Raw genomic sequence first — 17,364 nt, forward strand, 5'->3', positions numbered from 1 at the left:
TTCTGTGGCCTGACGGCCACCCGGGGGTGGGTCAAAATAAATGGCCAGTAGTGGGTCATTTTAATTGGCCACTAACAACAACTATTTCGGTGCCTACGCCGATTTTACCTTTAACAAAATGGCCTATAGCGGCTCGGTACTTTACAAAAAGTCGTCCGGGCGTGACTCTGACGCAACAGATGGCGACACGTACATGTTGAATCTGTATGCCCAGAGGCATTGGGGCAACGCAAGCCTCAAGATTCACGGCATCTACATTCCGGCTGATGACAGCAGCAATGGTGCAGATCGCTTCGCGGCAAACAAGTCAGGCTGGGAGCTGAATAGCAGCAATCTGCAAATCTTCGGAACAGACTACTACTACAACAATGGTTCCCAGGGGGCCAAGTCAGTTTATGACGCAGCTTACCAGGGATACGGTCTGATGGGGCTGATAGTCTCGGGTGATCAGGAACTTTCCAACGACTACTACCTGAAGTACGGCACAGGATACTTCCGGGCTGCCGACGACGCGCCCGACAGCGCTGCTCAGGCCAACGGCTCAACCCTTGGTACTGAAGTCGCTGCTCAGCTTGGTAAAAAGTTTGCCGGCGTGTATGACATCAGCCTCCGCGGTTCTTACGGTTTCATGGGAGACTTCTACGGAGATGACCCGGAGGATACCTATAAGGTCGTAGCTATGGTCAATATCAGTTACTGATCAACGTGTAATTTCATGATCTGATACAACGGCCGGGCCTTAGTCCGGCCGTTTGTCATTGAGCCGAACATGCGGAAGGTCGGCAATGATTTTGACGAAATCCTCCAAATGAGGACACTAGCTGACCCACGCAAAGGGGCCAGCCTTTTCTACTGGGCATTATCGTACTAAAACCACCACCGGACGCCCGCCACGAAGCTGGAGGACTCGACGTCTTCCCCCTCGCGCTCACGAAGGTCCTCTGTGTTGCCCAGAAAGCGGGTGTAAGAAACACCCACGTAGGGCGCAAACTCCCTCGAAAAGTGGTATCTCAGACGGAGCCCCAGGCCCACATTATTGATGCCACTACCGACGCCCCACTCCTCAACATCGCTGAAGGCAACGAGCGTTTCGCCGCGGCCCTGCAAAATGAGCCTTTGGGTCAGCAGCCAGTCGTACTCGGCTTCAAGATCGTATGACACGTCACCGTCGTCGGTGACTCGGAGATTTGTGTCTACCTCAAACCAGTAGGGGGCAAGTCCCTGCAATCCAACAATGGCCGAATAGCGCTCCTTATTAGGGCTGGGGCCAAACGTTGTCTGGGCACCCAATCCTGTCTGTATATCCCAGAAGCGATCGAAGCGATAGCTGTACTGCACATCAAAATTTTCGATGTCGCCGCTGTCGCTGGATAGATCAGTCTCACCTTCCGTTTCGACCCAGAGCCGATTGCGATCTTTACCAATCCAGGCCTGGGCGTCCCACAGGGCCAATTCGTTGTCGCCGTCACGCTGGTATTCCATCCGGTCAAACAGAACCTGGCCAAACACCTGGTTGTCGTGTATCGGCAGCGTCCAGTCCGGTTCGGCCTGAACGCCAGTACCGGCGGCGCCGGCTCCCGAGGCAAGCGTTAAGGCTGAGGCACCCACAACCCACTTGATGCGATTCATCATAATGTTCATCCCCTATCCCGTTAAACGACCGACACGACACGAAACATGCCTGCGTCCATGTGGTACAGAAGGTGGCAATGGAAAGCCCAGTCACCCGGTGCATCCGCTGTGATCAGCGCGGATACACGCTCGCCGGGTTTGACGGAAATCGTGTGTTTGCGTGGACGATATTCACCTGCACCGGTTTCCAGTTCCATCCACATGCCATGCAGGTGAATGGGGTGATCCATCATCGAGTCGTTGACGAGGATCAATCGCAGGCGCTCGCCATGGTAGAACTTGACCGGGCCATCGACTTCAGAGAACTTTTTGCCGTCGAACGACCACATGTAACGTTCCATATTGCCGGTAAGGTGCAGTTCCACCTCGCGTTCGGCCGGGCGCTTGTCGGGCCAGCCCTCAATGCTCTGCAACTGGGAATAAGTCAGCACCCGATGGTTGGCTGTTTCAAAGCCTACACCAGGGTCATCCAGACGCGATTGCGGGCTGGAAGCCACCATGGCCGCCCCGGGACCGTGATTATCAGGGCCATGGGATATCGGCCGACCCGCCGTCGGGACCTCATTCATCGTTGCTTTGTCCGAGCTCATCTTGTTCATTCCCGAGTCGGCGCCATTCATCATCATTTGGCCATGGGCTTTGTCGTTGCTGCCTGACATCATTTCCATCTTGCCACCCATGTCCATGCCGCTGTCCATGTTCATATCGCCGTCCTTGCCCATGGCGCCCATGCTCATCGCGCCCATGCCCATGGCGGCCATACCGCGCTCGGTTCGCGGATACATGGGCGGTACTGGCGCCTCCATTCCCTTGCGGGTGGCTAACGTTCCGCGCACATACCCCGACCGATCCTGTGACTGGGCAAACACGGTGTGAGCCGTGTCGGTTGGCTGTACAATCACGTCGTAGGTTTCCGCCACGCCAATGCGGAATTCATCCGTTTCAACGGGTTGCACTGGTTGGCCGTCAGCGGAAATAACCGTCATCGGGAGGCCCGGGACACGGACATCAAAGAAGGTCATCGCCGAGGCATTGATGAATCTCAGGCGAATTTTCTCGCCGGGACGGAACAGCCCGGTCCAGTTACTGGCAGAAGGCGATCCGTTCATCAGGTAGGTATATTCAGAAGCGGTTACATCCAGAATATCCCGGGGGCTCATTCGCATTCTGCCCCACATGCCGGCTTTGCTCCACGCAGCATCCCAGCCCATGGTTTCAACATCCTTGAAGAAGTCGCTAACGGTGCGCTGGTTGTAGTTATAGTAGCCCTCTGCCACTTTCAGGTTGCGGAATACGTCCTCGGGAGAGTCAAAGGTCCAGTCAGATAGAACCACAACGTATTCGCGGTCATAGGCCACCGATTCCGGCTCGGCAGGATCAATGATAATCGGCCCATAATGGCCCAGCTGTTCCTGAAGGCCAGAGTGGCTGTGGTACCAGTAGGTGCCGTGCTGTTCGACCGGAAAACGGTACTCAAACGTTTCGCCGGGCATGATGCCGGGAAAGCTGACGCCAGGAACGCCATCCATCTGGTACGGCAGAATCAGACCGTGCCAGTGAATGGATGTTGCCTCCGGTAGCGTATTGGTGACACGCAAGATTGCCTCGCGCCCCTGTTTGAGGCGCACCAGAGGCGCTGGCAGAGTGCCGTTGATGGTGATGGGCTGTTCCGAGACTGTGCCCCCTATCTTGAGAGGTGTTCTCGCGACGGTCAGGTCGTAGATGTCAGCGCCATTACGCACGGTGTGAAATGCGTTCGTGTTGTCCAGTTGTCCTCTAGCATAGGCCGGCAACAAGCTGTCGAAACCGGCAAGAAGTCCCATCGTGGCAGCTCCTTGGATAAGGCGCCGCCTGGACATACCTGCATAGAAATGTCTATCGCTCATAGGTTGCTCCTAAAACCATGTATATACAGCTTCTTGCGTTCGTGACTCGATTATTGATGCTACCCGGTGCAACTGAAATCAAACTGAAAAGTCGACCGGTAACCCCCCATTTTTAACGGGTTGCTGTTTTTCTGGGGAGTTGCCGTTACTGGTACAATCCATGGCAGACTGGCGAAACTTTCCCACCACGAAAAACGGCGCTTACAAATGAAAATTCTGATTGTTGAGGACAATGCGGTACTTGCCAAAAAAATATCGGACTGGCTTGCGCAGGCGCACTACACAGTCGATGTCGCCAAAACCGGCAAAGAAGCAGACTCGTTGATTGAAACAAGCTCCTACCAGGCCGTTATTCTCGATATCGGACTGCCCGATGAAAATGGACTGTCTTTAATGCAAAGATGGAGAAAAAACGGGAAAAAAGAGGCCATCCTTATTCTGACCGCACGCTCCAACTGGACTGAGAGAGTAGAAGGGTTGAACGCGGGTGCCGACGATTACCTTCCCAAACCGTTTGAGTTTGATGAACTGAAAGCCCGGCTCAATGCAATTATCCGAAGGAAGGATGGCAGAACAACAGATCAAATCAGTGTCGACGGATTTCGTCTCAACGCCAGCTACCGAACGCTGACCACGCCCGACCAGAAAGAGTTCAGACTGACAGCCACTGAATTCCGCCTTTTGCAGTGTTTCCTGCGTTCACCAGACAGGGTATTTTCACAGGATGAACTGGTTGAAACCCTCTACAACATTGAAAGATGTCCCACCAGGAATGTTGTTCAGGTCTATATAGCCAGGCTCAGAAAAATAATAGGGGGCAATAAAATCAAGACTTTGCGTGGCCAGGGCTACCTCTTCGAAAAAGATCCTACTGGCTGAACGCCCGAACGAACCAGGTCAACATATGCCAGCTCCAAAGAGTATCCGAAGAACAGCCATTCAGTATGGGGCTGTTTTCAGCCTCGTCTATTTCACCCTGATATTCTTTTCACATGCCTACGTGATAAAACAACTATCGGACGAGTCCAGGAAACAACACCTGAGTAAAGAGCTGGAAAACTTTCAGGCAATCATTGAAGCCGAGTCCCCGACAACTGACGACCTCAGGAACATGATCCATCAGTTTGAAATGCTTCTGGGGCATGCCATCATCATCGAAACGGCAGGCGGGAGCGTCCTGACGAGCAACAACTTTGACCTGAGCCAAATGCAGGGCGTTGTGGATAAGCCCGAGGGTTTTATTCACATAGCGCAGGGCGCGAACACGCTTTTTGGGCTTAGACGTACGTTCACTGCTACTGGAAAGCTGGCCTCAATCACCGTTCTTGAAACCGAGGGGGCGCTCTCTGAACGACCGCTGAAGGCCCACCTGACATTGCTCGGTGCCTCGGCCGTTCTTCTGGCGATACTGCTGGCACTGATTGGAACCACCACACATCTGACGTTAAAGCCCATCAGTAGGATAAAAGAGGACCTGAGACGGCTCCAATCCGGGAAACAAAGTCGTCTGAACCCTCACGTGCCGGAAGAGTTTCGTCCGCTGATCCGGCAGCTCAATGATTTGCTCGAGCTGTCAAACCGGCGGCTGGACCGCCACCGCCGCCTGAATTCCGATCTCTCTCACCTGGTCAAAACCTCTATTTCTGCCAATCTTGCCATTTTGTCGGATATCGATACCTTGCCTCCGTCCCGGGAGGATGTTGTGTTTATGGCCTCTAACTTGCGGGAGCTTGACAAATCCCTGAAATACCGGATGAGCAAAGCAGACATATCAGGCAGACAGATGGGACGGACGTGCATGCCGGTTGAAATCACGGCAAGTGTCATCACCGTTATGGAAAAAATCTTCCCTGACACGGTTTTTCGCCTCCACACCAACTTACCTGAAAACTTCAGCTGGCCAATGGAGCGACAGGATCTTTCAGAGCTACTTGGCAATTTACTCGAAAATGGCGGGAAGTGGTGCCAGACAACCGTCGACGTTACAATCGCCCGCACGTCATCAGGACTCTCCATAGAAGTAGCGGACGATGGCCCCGGAATTTCTCCCGAGGCGGCAGCCACTGTCATGAACAGGGGTGCCAGGCTGGATGAAACGGTCGCCGGTTTTGGGCTCGGATTGTCCATCGTGTCCGAGATTGTCGAAGACAACCTCGGACAGATGAACATGGGTACCTCAAAAAACGGAGGAGCCAGCATTGTCATTCTACTGCCACTTCCGGATTAGAAAACCTCCAGAAAGGCAACCGTCGATGACGCAGCGCGGCTTCTCCCATTTTTTACCGTTGGATATCACTCACCTTGGCTCTTGAAAAGCGACCGAACAGAACCGGCAAAACAAAGAGTGTCAGGAAAGTTGCAGTCACGAGACCACCAACAATCACGCTGGCCAGTGGCTTCTGGATTTCCGCTCCCACGCCCGTCGACAACAGCATCGGTATCAAGCCGAGCGCCGAGGTTATTGCTGTCATCAAGACAGGACGTAAACGGGAGACGGCACCTTCAAACACCGCGGTATCCACGTTCAACCCATCCTGTATTCGCTGATTGATGCTTTCGACCATAACGACCCCGTTAAGCACCGCCACACCAAACAGTGTGATAAATCCAACGGAACTGGGCACTGAAAGATACTGGCCGGAGACCCAGAGCGAAAAGACACCACCAATTACGGCAAGCGGCACGTTGACCAGAATCAACAGCGCTTGACCAACCGAACTGAAAGCGAAGTAGAGCAACAGCGCAATCAGCCCCAGAGATACAGGTACCACAATGGTCAATCGTTTCTGAGCTCGCTGCTGGTTTTCGAACTGACCACCAATATCCACCGAATAGCCGGGGGGAAGGTTCACTTCTGACGCGATGGTATCCTGAATATCGACAACCACACTGCCCATGTCACGACCCTGCACATTGGACTGAATGACCACACGGCGCTGAACGTCGTCGCGGCGCACCTGGGGCGGGCCGGACTCAATAGACACATCGGCCACATCACCGAGTCTCACCCAGGCTCCGGAAGGCGCCTGCAACCTGAGATCAGCAATGGCATCCCGGTCTTCCCGGAAACGTTTGGCCAGGCGCACATAGATATCGTACCGCTCATTTCCGTTGATGATCTGGCCCGCGGCGGCACCACCCAGTCCGTCCCGGACGACACTCATCACATCAGACACGGCGAGTCCGTACCGGGAAAGTGCCTGACGGTCTGGCTGAACCACCAACTGCGCTTCACCGGCAATCTGCTCCATGGCCACGTCCCGGGTCCCCTGAACAGTTCGGACCGCCGCTTCGATCTGTTGGCCTTTCTCGGCCAGCACCTTGAGATCCGGGCCAAAGAGTTTGATGGCCAACTGCGCGCGGACACCAGACAACAATTCGTCAACCCGAGTTGCAATAGGCTGAGAAAAGTTAAACAGTAGCCCCGGGTGCTGTTCGAGCTTCGCCTCAAACAGGGCCTGCAATTCATAGCGATTACTGGCGCTGGTCCACTCGGCTGTTGGCTTGAGGCCAATGTAGATTTCGATGTTGTTGACGGGCTCCGGATCGCCGCCTATTTCCGGTCGGCCCGCCCGGGACAGCGCGTAGGTCACCTCTGGAAACTCCATCAGCATGGCCTCCAGTTTCGGCGCCACTTCAAGCGCCGTATCGAGGCTTGATGAAGGGGCCAGGGTCACCCGGAGGTTAATCGTGCCCTCTTCCAGTTCAGGCACGAACTCCGTGCCCAGTCGTGGAACAATCAGCGCCGCCAGTACAACAAGAACCGCCGCCGCGCCAACAACCACGCGGCTATGCTTCAGTGACCAGGCAAGCCCCATGCGATAGAGCTTTTCCAGGGGTTTTAGAATGAAGCTTTCCCGCTCCCGGATACCCTTACAGAACATGTATGACGCCAGCGCGGGTACAACCACCAGAGCGACGATCACCGCCGACACGATAGCCAGCATGATGCTGATTGCCATTGGCTGGAACAGCTTGGCTTCCACACCTTCGAAGCTGAACAGAGGCATGAAAACGACCAGGATAATCGCCGTCGCGAAAAAAATCGGCCGTGCCACTTCCCGGCCGGCTTCCTGGAGACGAAGGGCAATGCCATGATCATCGTGTGACGCGTCCAATGGATCGGGGTCATCTCCAGCCAACTCATCCCGATGGTCGTCATGCTTAGCATCAGGATGGGTCAGATGCTTGAACATGTTCTCAACCATAACAACAGAGCCATCCACCAGCATGCCGATTGCCACAGCAATACCGCCCAGAGACATCAGGTTGGCCGAGAGACCGAACCAGGCCATGATCATCAGGGCAATCCCGATGGAAATCGGTATTGAAAGCAGCACCAGCGTTGTTGCCCGCAGATTCATCAGGAACAGGGCAAGCACGATCGCAATAAACACAAAAGCCAACAGAAGCGCATTGGTCACCGTCTCTACGGCCTTGGTCACCAGATCCGCCTGGTTGTAATAGGGCTCAAAACGAACCCCACTCGGAAGCGCCTGATTTATGCGATCAATGCGGGCCTCGATGCCGTCGATGGTGGCTTTTGTGTTGGCCCCCATTCGTTTGAGTACAATGCCAGAAACCACTTCACCCAGTTGTTCAACCTGACCGGCTTCATCCTTCCGGGTCATGGTTACCGCACCCTGGCGAATTTCAGTGCCCAGCGCTACCTCGGCGACATCGTTCACTGTCACTGTAATGCCATCACTGGTTTTAACGGGCACCTGACGGATCTGCTCGAGCCCCTGCTCGCCATTACCCAGCCAGCCCATACCGCGAATAACCAACTGCTCCTGCCCGCGGCCCATATACCAGCCCCCAACATTGGAGTTGTTGTTCTCCAGGGCTTCCATGACATCGTTCTGTGATAAGTCATAGGACAGCATTCGCGCCGGGTTCAGGTTAACCTGGTACTGGCGGACCTCTCCGCCAAACGACAGGATTTCCGTAACCCCTTCAGCCGGTATCAGCAACAGTTTGACCAGCCAGTCGTGCAAGCTGCGCAATTCCATTGCGTCGTACCCCGAATCCGGGTCCGCTATCAGCAAGTACTGGTAGACCTGGCCAAGACCGGACGTATTCGGCCCCATTTCAGGCACCCCGACCCCGTCCGGAATCAGCTCCCGCGCGGCCTGCAACCGCTCGAAAACCAGTTGGCGCGCGAAATAGATATCCGTGCCCTCTTTAAAGACCACGGTGACACCAGACAACCCGGTTTTGGAGATGGACCGAACCTCCTCAACATCCGGCAACGCATACATCACCGCTTCAATGGGATAGGTGATCAGCTGCTCGACTTCCTCAGCCGCAAGTCCGGGCGCCTCTGTATTAACAGCGACCTGGACGTTTGTAACGTCGGGGAAAGCATCAAGATTCAGTTTTGGTATCTGAAACGCGGCCGTGGCGATAAGCACTGCAAGCGCAATAAGAACCAACAGGCGGTTCTGAACCGCCCAGTCGACAACTCGGTTGAACATAATGGCTCCCGGAATCAGTGGTTGTGCGGATCAAAGCCGCCTTTGGCAATCTCAGAGGCCACAAAAAATGCGCCCCGCAAAACGACTCGTTGGCCCGCAGCCAGGCCGGAAACCTCACGGAGCCCGCCAATTGAGCGGCCCAGTTCCACTTCCACGGGTTCATACTCGCCTTCGGCCTCTTCCACATAGACCGTCCAGTCGCCGTCCGCGCCACGCATCAATGCAGTCTCCGGCACGGCAAGCACCGGCTCGCTGGTCTTAAAACGAAAATACACATCTGCGAACATTCCTGGATGAAAACGATCTTCAGGATTGTCCAGCTCCAGCCTGACAATCCGCGTGCGGGTCACAGGATCAATGGTGTGGGCTTCCTGGGACACCGTTGCCACGCCCACACGACCCGCTGCCCTGACTTCGGCTTCCGCGCCCTTCTCTAGAACAATGTCGGAGCTTGCTGGCAGATGGGCTTCTACCCAAAGCTCACTCTCATCAGCAAGAGTCACCAGCGGCTGGCCAGCCTCAACTCTTTGTCCTTGCTCAAACTCATCGGTCAGTACTGCACCATCCACGCGAGCCCTGAGCATGTATTCACCGAGACTATCCACCCCGCTGGCCTTCAACGCACCAATGTCATCATCGTTCAGCCCGTAAGCAAGCAGAGTCGCCCTTGCTGCTTCAATGTTGGCTTTCGCTGTATTGAACCGCTGATCGCCAACCACGGAACGACCCAGCCCGCTGATTCGCTTCCATTCAGGAAAAGCTTTCCTGTAATCCGCCTGCGCCTGTGCCACCGTCTCACTGAACAGGGTTACCAGCGGCTGGCCCTTGGTTACGTGCTCACCCAGTTCCACGTGACGCCGCAGCACCACTGAGGCAACCCGGGGGGACACGTGATAGCTGGTATAGCCGTTGGTCAGCAGCTCACCGGGAGCGTAGATTTCATAGTCAACGTGCTTGCTTTCGAGGGTTGCTACTTCAATGCCGGCGAGCTCTTTCTGTTTGGCATTGATGCTTGCGGTGGCCGCTTCTTCATGGCCACCGTTCTCGTCTTCGTGGCCGTGCCCCCCTTCCTCTTCATGATCACCTTCCTCCTCATGCTCACCTTCCTCCTCATGCTCACCTTCTTCACCATGATCTTCCTTATACTCGCCCTCCTCACCGGTGACTTCCTGATGATCGTCGCCACTGGCAGCATGATCATGACCGGCTTCCTGATGAGCATCTTCCTCTGCCTGTACAAAAGAAAGTGGGGCTGTAAGCAACGTCAATGCGAATACAGAAATCAGAGTTTTTTTCATAATGAATATCCAGTTTCCAGACTAGTATTGGAAGAGGGTGATCAGTTCGCCAGACTGACTCAAGAGCTCAATCAGACCCAGTTGCGCCAGCTTTTCCAGTTCAATACCGGTTTTCAGGCTCTCCGCGCGCTGGCCCAGCGCCTGGAGATACTCAGAGGTGGAGAGGTCGCCGACCTGCCACTGCTTCTCAAGCAAATCAGCACTTCGCTGTACACGCCCCTGGGAGAGTTCTGTCCATCGGCTGAGTTGGGTGTCGTATCGCTTCCAGGCAGCTCGGGCGCCCGCCAGACCATACTGCTGCTTCCGATAAAGTGCCTGAAACCGAGCTTCGGCCTCTAATGATCGTCGGTTGGCAGCCTGGATTTCGGCACCGTAGTTATTACGGACATTCAGAGGGATCGAGAACGTCAGGCCAACCAGGTTCTCACCGCCATCACGCCCTCCGCTCAGCCCGACCGTGGGAGATGCCGTCGCTCTGCGACTGACCACCTCGGCTTCGCTCCGCAGCACCTGCCACCTCGCGCGGGCGGCAACAATTGACGGATGAGCCAGCAAATTGTCGTTATCGACCCTGGAAGCAAGAGCCGGCCAAATGTGCCCGGGGATCCCCCCATCCTGAGGCCGCCAATCCGGCAGAAGCTCTCTGACCCGGGCTTGCGCCTGATCAACCGCAGCCTTTGCCTGGGCGAGTTCACTGAGCTGCTGAGAAAGGCTTAAAAAAAGCAGCTCTGCATCGGTACGACCCAGGTCGCCCGCCTGCTGGCGTTGCTCAACCTGCTCCAGCAAGGCATCCAGACGGTGTTGCTGGGATTCCGCAATTTCTTCGGCACGCGTCGCCGCGCGCCACTCGACAAGCGCAAACAGCGACTCGGACGTTTGTGCCAAAACCGCTTCGTTCAAATCAGCTTCAGCGGAAAGCCTGATCAGCTTTGCCTTGTCCTTTAGCGCACCCTGTTGATCAGACCAATCGATCGTTTGTGACAGCCCTGCCTCAAAGTTGTTTTCACTGCCCGTTCTGTCTGCTCCAACAGACAGCTCCGGGTTATACAGCGGTTGTTCGCTTGCCTCAGCATCCTGATTCCGGGCTGCCGCCTGCTCTGTCGCCGCCATAACATCCGGATGTTTGCTTATCTGGCCAGTGAGCCAATTTGTCCAATTCACAGTCTCCGCTTGACCGAACAGAGGAATGGACAATAGTACTGAACACAGCAACGCTCTGGGCGAGTGCTTGCTTGCCTTCATCGACTTTCTCCCGAAGGGGTAAATAGCCACAATTCATGGGCGCGAGGCGTCCATGACAAGGTAGGAACAGGCCAGGATAGTAAGTGAAAAGGTTGAAATGAACTTGAATTCGAAGCGTCATCCACAAAAGAAACCGCCCTCCAACTCCACCAGCATTCCCGGACTGTCCTTTTGACGGACAAAATGAGTACCAAAGACTTATGTTTCTGTAGCGCTCAGATCAATAGCCTGTCATTCGATGCCCCTTACTTTCCGTCACTTCTTCAAGGTGATCTATGTCTCGAGCAACGAATAACGCAGGCGCACCGCGCCACGGATTCAAACTCAAACTGGCTTTCCTGGTTCTGTTATGGCCCCTCACGGTCAAATCAGAGCTCGCAGTCGATGAAATTTACTCCCCCCGGGTAACTGCGGGGGATCTCGAAATCGGAGTGGTTGGGGCGTTTCTGGACAGTGAGGGGAGCGAAATTGACAACCTTCGTGCCGATCAGTGGGAGGTGGGTTACGGGCTATCTGAACGCCTGAGCGCCGAACTTAACTTCAACGCAATCAAGAGACCGGGGCGAGCGTATTCACTTGAGGAATACGAAATCGAACTGATTGGAAACTTTTTTCAAGACACTGAGAGCGCTGCGGGCTTGTTCATTGAACTGTCAAAAGAACATGGCCAAAAAGCCGGTGGAGTGACCCTTGGGTCACTTTACGAGAGACAGCTATACGCGCATTACAGCATCCTGACGAACCTTCTGGTTAGCCGCTCATTTGGCGAAGACGACGAGCAGCTTGAGCCCACTGGCTCATTACAGTTCGCCTACACGAAGTCTGACACGTTTCAGCCAGGGCTGGAGTATTACGGGGCCGAAAACAACCATTTGATGGGACCTGCCATCCTGGCTGAGTTCAGAATGGGTTCCAGTATTCTGGAACTCCAGGCGGGCGTTGCATTTGGCCTCACTACGGACTCAGACGATATGATCTATCGCTGGGAACTGGAGATAGAACTGTGATGGCGGCCCGCAACCAAAAGCCGCAGAACCGCCATCCAGTTTCCAGAGCACTAGCTTGAAGCAGGCTCCAGTGCACTCTCACCGGTTTCGCCGTCCTCGATACGAACAGCCCGAACCAGGCGGGATACAAGTACCTTGCCGTCACCCGGGTGCCCATCCTGGGTTCTGCCCGTTCTGACAATGAGTTCCACAACTTCACCAGCGACATCATCGGTCGCTACGTCTACTTCCAGCTTGACCATCTTCACTTTCTCCAGAGGCGACTCATCGCCGACCAGATGACCAAATTCGCTGAGAGGCACGACAGCAATGCTTGTCACGCCCTTGACTCTGGCCAGAGCATCAACCACATGCTCTGCCATAACCTCTCTGACATAAGCCTTTATTTCATACATAAGCCTTCTCCTGCCTATCAGACTTCAACGTCACGACGTTCGGATGCAAACCACTGATACACGCTGGGCAACACTACCAACGTCAGCAACGTTGACGTGATCAGACCGCCAACCACAACCGTTGCCAGTGGCCGTTGGACATTAGAGCCAATGCCATCGGCCAGCAGCAGGGGAATCAGCCCCAGAATAGCCACAGAGGCGGTCATCAGAACCGGCCGCAAACGGCGTTGAGCACCCAACTTGACTGCTTCAATGACTTCGTAGCCTTCGTCCCGCAACTGATTGATGTAGCTCACCATCACCACACCGTTCAGTACGGCTACGCCGAACACCGCGATGAATCCCACGGCAGCGGGCACAGAGAGGTAAAGCCCCGTCACAAACAGCGCGACAATGCCACCAGTAACCGCAAAGGGCACATTCATGAAGATCAGCGCCGCATAGCGAAGACTACTGAATGCCGAAAAGAGAAGCAGGAAAATAAGCGCCAGGGTAATGGGCACAACGATCGCCAGCCGCGCCATGGCCCTTTCCTGGTTCTCAAACTGACCGCCGAACTCCACGAAATACCCCGGCGGCATGTCCACTTGCTCCTCGATCCGCTTGCGCAAATCCTGAACAACACCGCCCATATCGCGACCACGTACGTTCATCTGCACGTACTGTCGCCGACTGGCATTGGAGCGCGAAATTTTCTTGGGGCCAGCGTACATTTCAACATCGGCCACCCGTGAAAGCGGGATGAGCTCGCCACTATTACCCCGGAGGGGAAGCTTTCTGATTTCATCGATGGACCCGCGATAGGACTCTTGCAGCCGGGCGAAGATCTCAAATCGCCGGACACCGTCGAAGACCAGCCCCGCGCCTTTACCGCCAATCCCGGTTTCGACCGTACTCATCAGGTTATCAATGCTGATGCCAAACTGCGCCAGCACTTCACGGTCGGGGCGAATAACGATCTGTTTTTTACCTGCGCTCTGCTGAGCGCGCACATCCGTTGCCCCCGGCACATCATTCGCCAGGGCCGCCACTTCCTTGCCGATCCGGCCCAACTCGTCGAGGTCGTCGCCGAAAATGCTGGCAACCAGTTGCGCCTGAACGCCTGAGAGGAGTTCGTCGGTTCTGAGCTGAATCGGTTGTGACAGATTGTTGGCAAGCCCGGGAACCCGCTCATCCAAAGACTCCGCAATCCGGCTCTGAAGGTCCTCATAGCTCACATCTTCTCGCCACTGATCCAGAGGCTTCAGATTGACGAGCGTCGCGACAACGTTCACGGGTTCAGGATCACCGCCCACCTCGGCACGACCGATCCTGGCATAGGTGCCGGTGACCTCTGGAAATTCATCGACAACGGACTGAATCCGTTTGCCATACTTGATGGCGGATTCAAGACTGGCTCCAGGAGGCAGTGTCGAGCGAATCTGGAACGTGCCTTCCCTGAGCGTGGGCACGAACTCGCTCCCGAGATAGGGAAACAGCAGGAGACTGCCGGCAAAGGCAATGACGGCCACGCCCATTACAATTTTAGGGGCTTTGACGACAGTATTCACCACCGGCTTGTATAGCCGGTTCAGGAACAGAACCAGCTTCGGCTCTTTGTGTTGTCCACCCATCTTGAATGACAGCGAGGCCAGAACCGGCACCAACGTCAACGCGAGTAACAGCGCACCGATCAACGCAAAACTGATGGTGTAGGCCATGGGCGAAAACAGCTTGCCCTCAACGCCCTGCAGCGTAAACAGCGGCAGAAAAACGATAATAATGATGCCAATGGCAAACACAATCGGACGAGCCACTTCCCGGGCAGATTCACCTACAAGCCTCAGAACACTGACCTTTTCCTCTGATCGTTCTTCCAGATGTCGGAAGATGTTCTCTATCATCACAACGGCGCCGTCCACCATCATACCGATGCCGATAGCCAGCCCCCCCAGACTCATCAGATTGGCGGACAGGCCCGAAATCCGCATCGCAATGAATGCGAAAAGCACAGACAACGGCAAGGTCGCCACCACGATCAGTGTGGAACGTATATTTCCGAGGAACAGATAGAGGAACACCAGCACCAGAACCGAGCCCTCAAGTAATGCTTTCTCGACAGTGCCTATGGCCTTGCCCACCAACTCCGCCTGGGAGTAATAAGCCTCTATTTTCAGCCCTTCGGGAAGTGACTTGTTCAGATCATCGATTTTTGCGTTGACGTCCTCGAGTACCTGACTGGTGTTGGTTCCGATCAGCTTCATCACGTAGCCGCCCACGGACTCCTCGCCCGAGGACACCTCCGCGCCGCGGCGAATTGCCGGTCCAAGGCTAACCTCTGCCACATCCCTGACATAAATAGGAGACTCTCCCTCACTCTTGGACACAATGATGTTCTGGATGTCCTCGATGCCCTCGGTACCTGAATTAACCCAACCGTAGCCGCGAACTATATACTCTTCACCTCCTCGCGTAATGAAAGAGGCGCCGACGTTCCGATTATTCTGGGTGAGGGCGCCGCGAACGTCAGACACTGTCAGGTTCCTTGCCTGAAGCTTCTGCGCATCGATATTGACCTGATACTGTTTTACCTCGCCGCCGATGGACAGCACACCGGTTACACCCGGAACGGTTCTGAGCTGGGGCTTGACAATCCAGTCCTGGATCGTGCGGATTTCCTGCAGGCTGTATTGATCCTTATCCTCAGCTTCCAGGGAATACATCAGGATGCGCCCAAGACCGCTCGCTATGGGCCCGAGTTCCGGCTGCCCCATCCCTTCGGGAATCTGGCGCTTGGCCTCGGAAAGCCGTTCGTTTACCAGCCGCCTGGCGAAGTAGATATCGGTGCCATCTTCGAAATAGATGGTCACCCGCGACAACCCGAAAATCGACGTGCTCTGCACTTTTTCCAGCTTGGGAATTCCATACATGCTGATCTCAACGGGATAGGAAATCAGCGTTTCGATATCAACCGGCGACAGACCAGGACTGGTGGTAAACACCTGAACCATGGTCGGCGTCGCGTCCGGAAACGCATCCACCGGCAGTTTTTGAAATGAAAATACGCCGGCAACGATCACGGCGATAGCAAAAACAAGCGTCATCAGACGATTGTTCAGCGCATAATTCACAATTGCGTTGATCATGCTCCCCCCGGGGTTTAGTGTCCGTGAGCGGCGCTGCGGCCACTGGCGGTAATGGCCGACATCAGATCAAAAGCGCCTACTGAAACCACTTCCGTGTTTGCGCTAATGCCGGACTTGATCTCGATCCAGTCGTTTGCCTCCTTGCCAAGCGTGACGGGAACCGCCTTGTAAGCCCCTTTCTCATCGCCCGGAACAAACACAACGGAGTCATCGCCAATGGTTTGAACCGCATCATCCGGAACCAGCGGCAGTGAGGCCTCCGATTCCGTCATGATTCTGGCCGTGGCATAGGTATTCGGGCGAAGGTCGCCTCTGGGAGACTCCAGCACAACGCGAACCGGGATGGTGCGGGTCTTTTCATCGAGCATGCTCGACACCCAGGATACCTGCCCACTGTGAAACCGGTCAGAACTTGAATCCCTGGAGGAAATCTGAACCTCGTCTCCCGTTGAAATCTGGTCAATATCGGATTCGGACACCTGAAGAATGGCCCACAACACCGAGGCATCCGCCACGATGAAAGGCGTATCCGACGGACTCAGCGTTTGCCCCAGACGAACATGCATCTGCTCGACACGCCCCTCAATGGGTGAGCGGAGCGCGTATTGCGCCAGCCCCCCACTGTCACCTGACGACTCGCTGCCGTAAACCGCCAGTTGTTCCCGCACGGAATCGTACTCCGCTTTTGTTTCAAGAAAGGCAGCCTTGGCATCCAGGAACTCTTCTTCACTGGAAATACCCTGTCCCTGCAACTCCCTTTCACGATTGTAGTCAGACTCGGCCGCTTCTTTGCGGGCCTCCAGCGAGATTAACCGGGAGCGAATCCGGGCCAGCTCCACACTGTTCAGGGTTGCCAGTAACTGCCCCTTATTGACACGATCCCCCAGATCAACCGCCAACCCTGTCAGTTTTCCCTCCAGCAGCGGACCAACCTCGGCCACGCGGTCCGGCACATACTGAATCTCGGCAGGTGCCGTAACAATTGCGCCAGCGCGCCCCTTGGCAGCCGCCACAGTCTGAATCGACAGTAACTCTGTCTGCTCCGGCGTCAGATGGATCTGGCGGGACTGGTTTTCCTCTCCGGCATGCTCGGCTTCTTCATTTTCGTGCTGGTCACCCTCGGCTTCTCCGGCAGCGTATGCCTGCTGTGCGCTCAGAACGCCGACAACTATTAACAGTATCTTCAGATTGCGAATCATTCATTCACCCTCAATATTTAGAGAACCGGCGATTTTCAACCCAGTTGTCCAAATGACCGCGTTTAAGCGGCCAATTTATTGCGCTCTATTTCCTGCAATTTGC

General features: G+C 55.1%; 12 protein-coding genes. 4 read left to right on the forward strand and 8 right to left on the reverse strand.

All coding sequences use genetic code 11. From position 1 onward, the window contains the following. Nucleotides 1–64: 64 nt before the first annotated feature. On the forward strand, nt 65–700 hold the full coding sequence (locus MLC70_RS17085; protein WP_248185553.1) for a hypothetical protein: 636 nt from the start codon (nt 65–67) through the stop codon (nt 698–700). Between the two features lie 167 nt (nt 701–867). Here the strand turns inward: MLC70_RS17085 and MLC70_RS17090 are convergent, their stop codons facing one another. Together MLC70_RS17090 and MLC70_RS17095 are read right to left on the reverse strand one after the other, a co-directional pair. Continuing rightward, nucleotides 868–1,641 (reverse strand): copper resistance protein B, encoded by a 774-nt coding sequence (locus MLC70_RS17090; protein ID WP_063744308.1) that lies wholly within the window; start codon nt 1,639–1,641, stop codon nt 868–870. A gap of 11 nt (nt 1,642–1,652) precedes the next feature. Beyond that, complete coding sequence (locus tag MLC70_RS17095) at nt 1,653–3,491, reverse strand: copper resistance system multicopper oxidase (protein WP_050898323.1); 1,839 nt, start codon at nt 3,489–3,491, stop codon at nt 1,653–1,655. 234 nt (nt 3,492–3,725) lie between these two features. On the opposite strand from MLC70_RS17095, the gene MLC70_RS17100 reads away from it, so the two are divergent. Together MLC70_RS17100 and MLC70_RS17105 are read left to right on the forward strand one after the other, a co-directional pair. Further along, entirely contained in the window at nt 3,726–4,397 is a 672-nt protein-coding gene (locus tag MLC70_RS17100) for a response regulator transcription factor (RefSeq protein ID WP_008174546.1), read from the forward strand. Between the two features lie 25 nt (nt 4,398–4,422). Beyond that, on the forward strand, nt 4,423–5,745 hold the full coding sequence (locus tag MLC70_RS17105; RefSeq protein WP_248185555.1) for an ATP-binding protein: 1,323 nt from the start codon (nt 4,423–4,425) through the stop codon (nt 5,743–5,745). Nucleotides 5,746–5,797: 52 nt separating this feature from the next. On the opposite strand, the gene MLC70_RS17110 is transcribed toward MLC70_RS17105, so the two are convergent. From MLC70_RS17110 to MLC70_RS17120, 3 genes are read right to left on the reverse strand one after another with little or no spacing between them, the layout of a single operon-like run. Beyond that, entirely contained in the window at nt 5,798–8,995 is a 3,198-nt protein-coding gene (locus tag MLC70_RS17110; RefSeq protein WP_248185557.1) for an efflux RND transporter permease subunit, read from the reverse strand. Between the two features lie 14 nt (nt 8,996–9,009). After that, complete coding sequence (locus MLC70_RS17115) at nt 9,010–10,293, reverse strand: efflux RND transporter periplasmic adaptor subunit (RefSeq protein WP_104270573.1); 1,284 nt, start codon at nt 10,291–10,293, stop codon at nt 9,010–9,012. A 21-nt stretch (nt 10,294–10,314) separates the two neighbouring features. Further along, the gene (locus MLC70_RS17120) at nt 10,315–11,535 is read right to left on the reverse strand and encodes a TolC family protein (protein ID WP_248185559.1); all 1,221 of its coding nucleotides are present in this window, start codon (nt 11,533–11,535) and stop codon (nt 10,315–10,317) included. A 275-nt stretch (nt 11,536–11,810) separates the two neighbouring features. Between MLC70_RS17120 and MLC70_RS17125 the strand changes: the two genes are divergently transcribed. Then, nucleotides 11,811–12,542 carry a hypothetical protein gene (locus MLC70_RS17125; RefSeq protein WP_041333833.1) on the forward strand — a complete coding sequence of 244 codons (732 nt, stop codon included), beginning with the start codon at nt 11,811–11,813 and terminating at the stop codon, nt 12,540–12,542. 50 nt (nt 12,543–12,592) lie between these two features. Here the strand turns inward: MLC70_RS17125 and MLC70_RS17130 are convergent, their stop codons facing one another. The 3 genes from MLC70_RS17130 to MLC70_RS17140 are packed head-to-tail and all read right to left on the reverse strand — an operon-like array spanning nt 12,593 to nt 17,261. Beyond that, nucleotides 12,593–12,937 carry a P-II family nitrogen regulator gene (locus tag MLC70_RS17130; RefSeq protein WP_036208664.1) on the reverse strand — a complete coding sequence of 115 codons (345 nt, stop codon included), beginning with the start codon at nt 12,935–12,937 and terminating at the stop codon, nt 12,593–12,595. Nucleotides 12,938–12,954: 17 nt separating this feature from the next. After that, complete coding sequence (locus MLC70_RS17135) at nt 12,955–16,062, reverse strand: efflux RND transporter permease subunit (RefSeq protein WP_036208660.1); 3,108 nt, start codon at nt 16,060–16,062, stop codon at nt 12,955–12,957. Between the two features lie 14 nt (nt 16,063–16,076). Beyond that, entirely contained in the window at nt 16,077–17,261 is a 1,185-nt protein-coding gene (locus MLC70_RS17140; protein ID WP_248185562.1) for an efflux RND transporter periplasmic adaptor subunit, read from the reverse strand. Nucleotides 17,262–17,364 lie beyond the last annotated feature (103 nt).

This window comes from Marinobacter goseongensis, from assembly GCF_023156235.1.
Lineage (GTDB): Bacteria > Pseudomonadota > Gammaproteobacteria > Pseudomonadales > Oleiphilaceae > Marinobacter > Marinobacter goseongensis.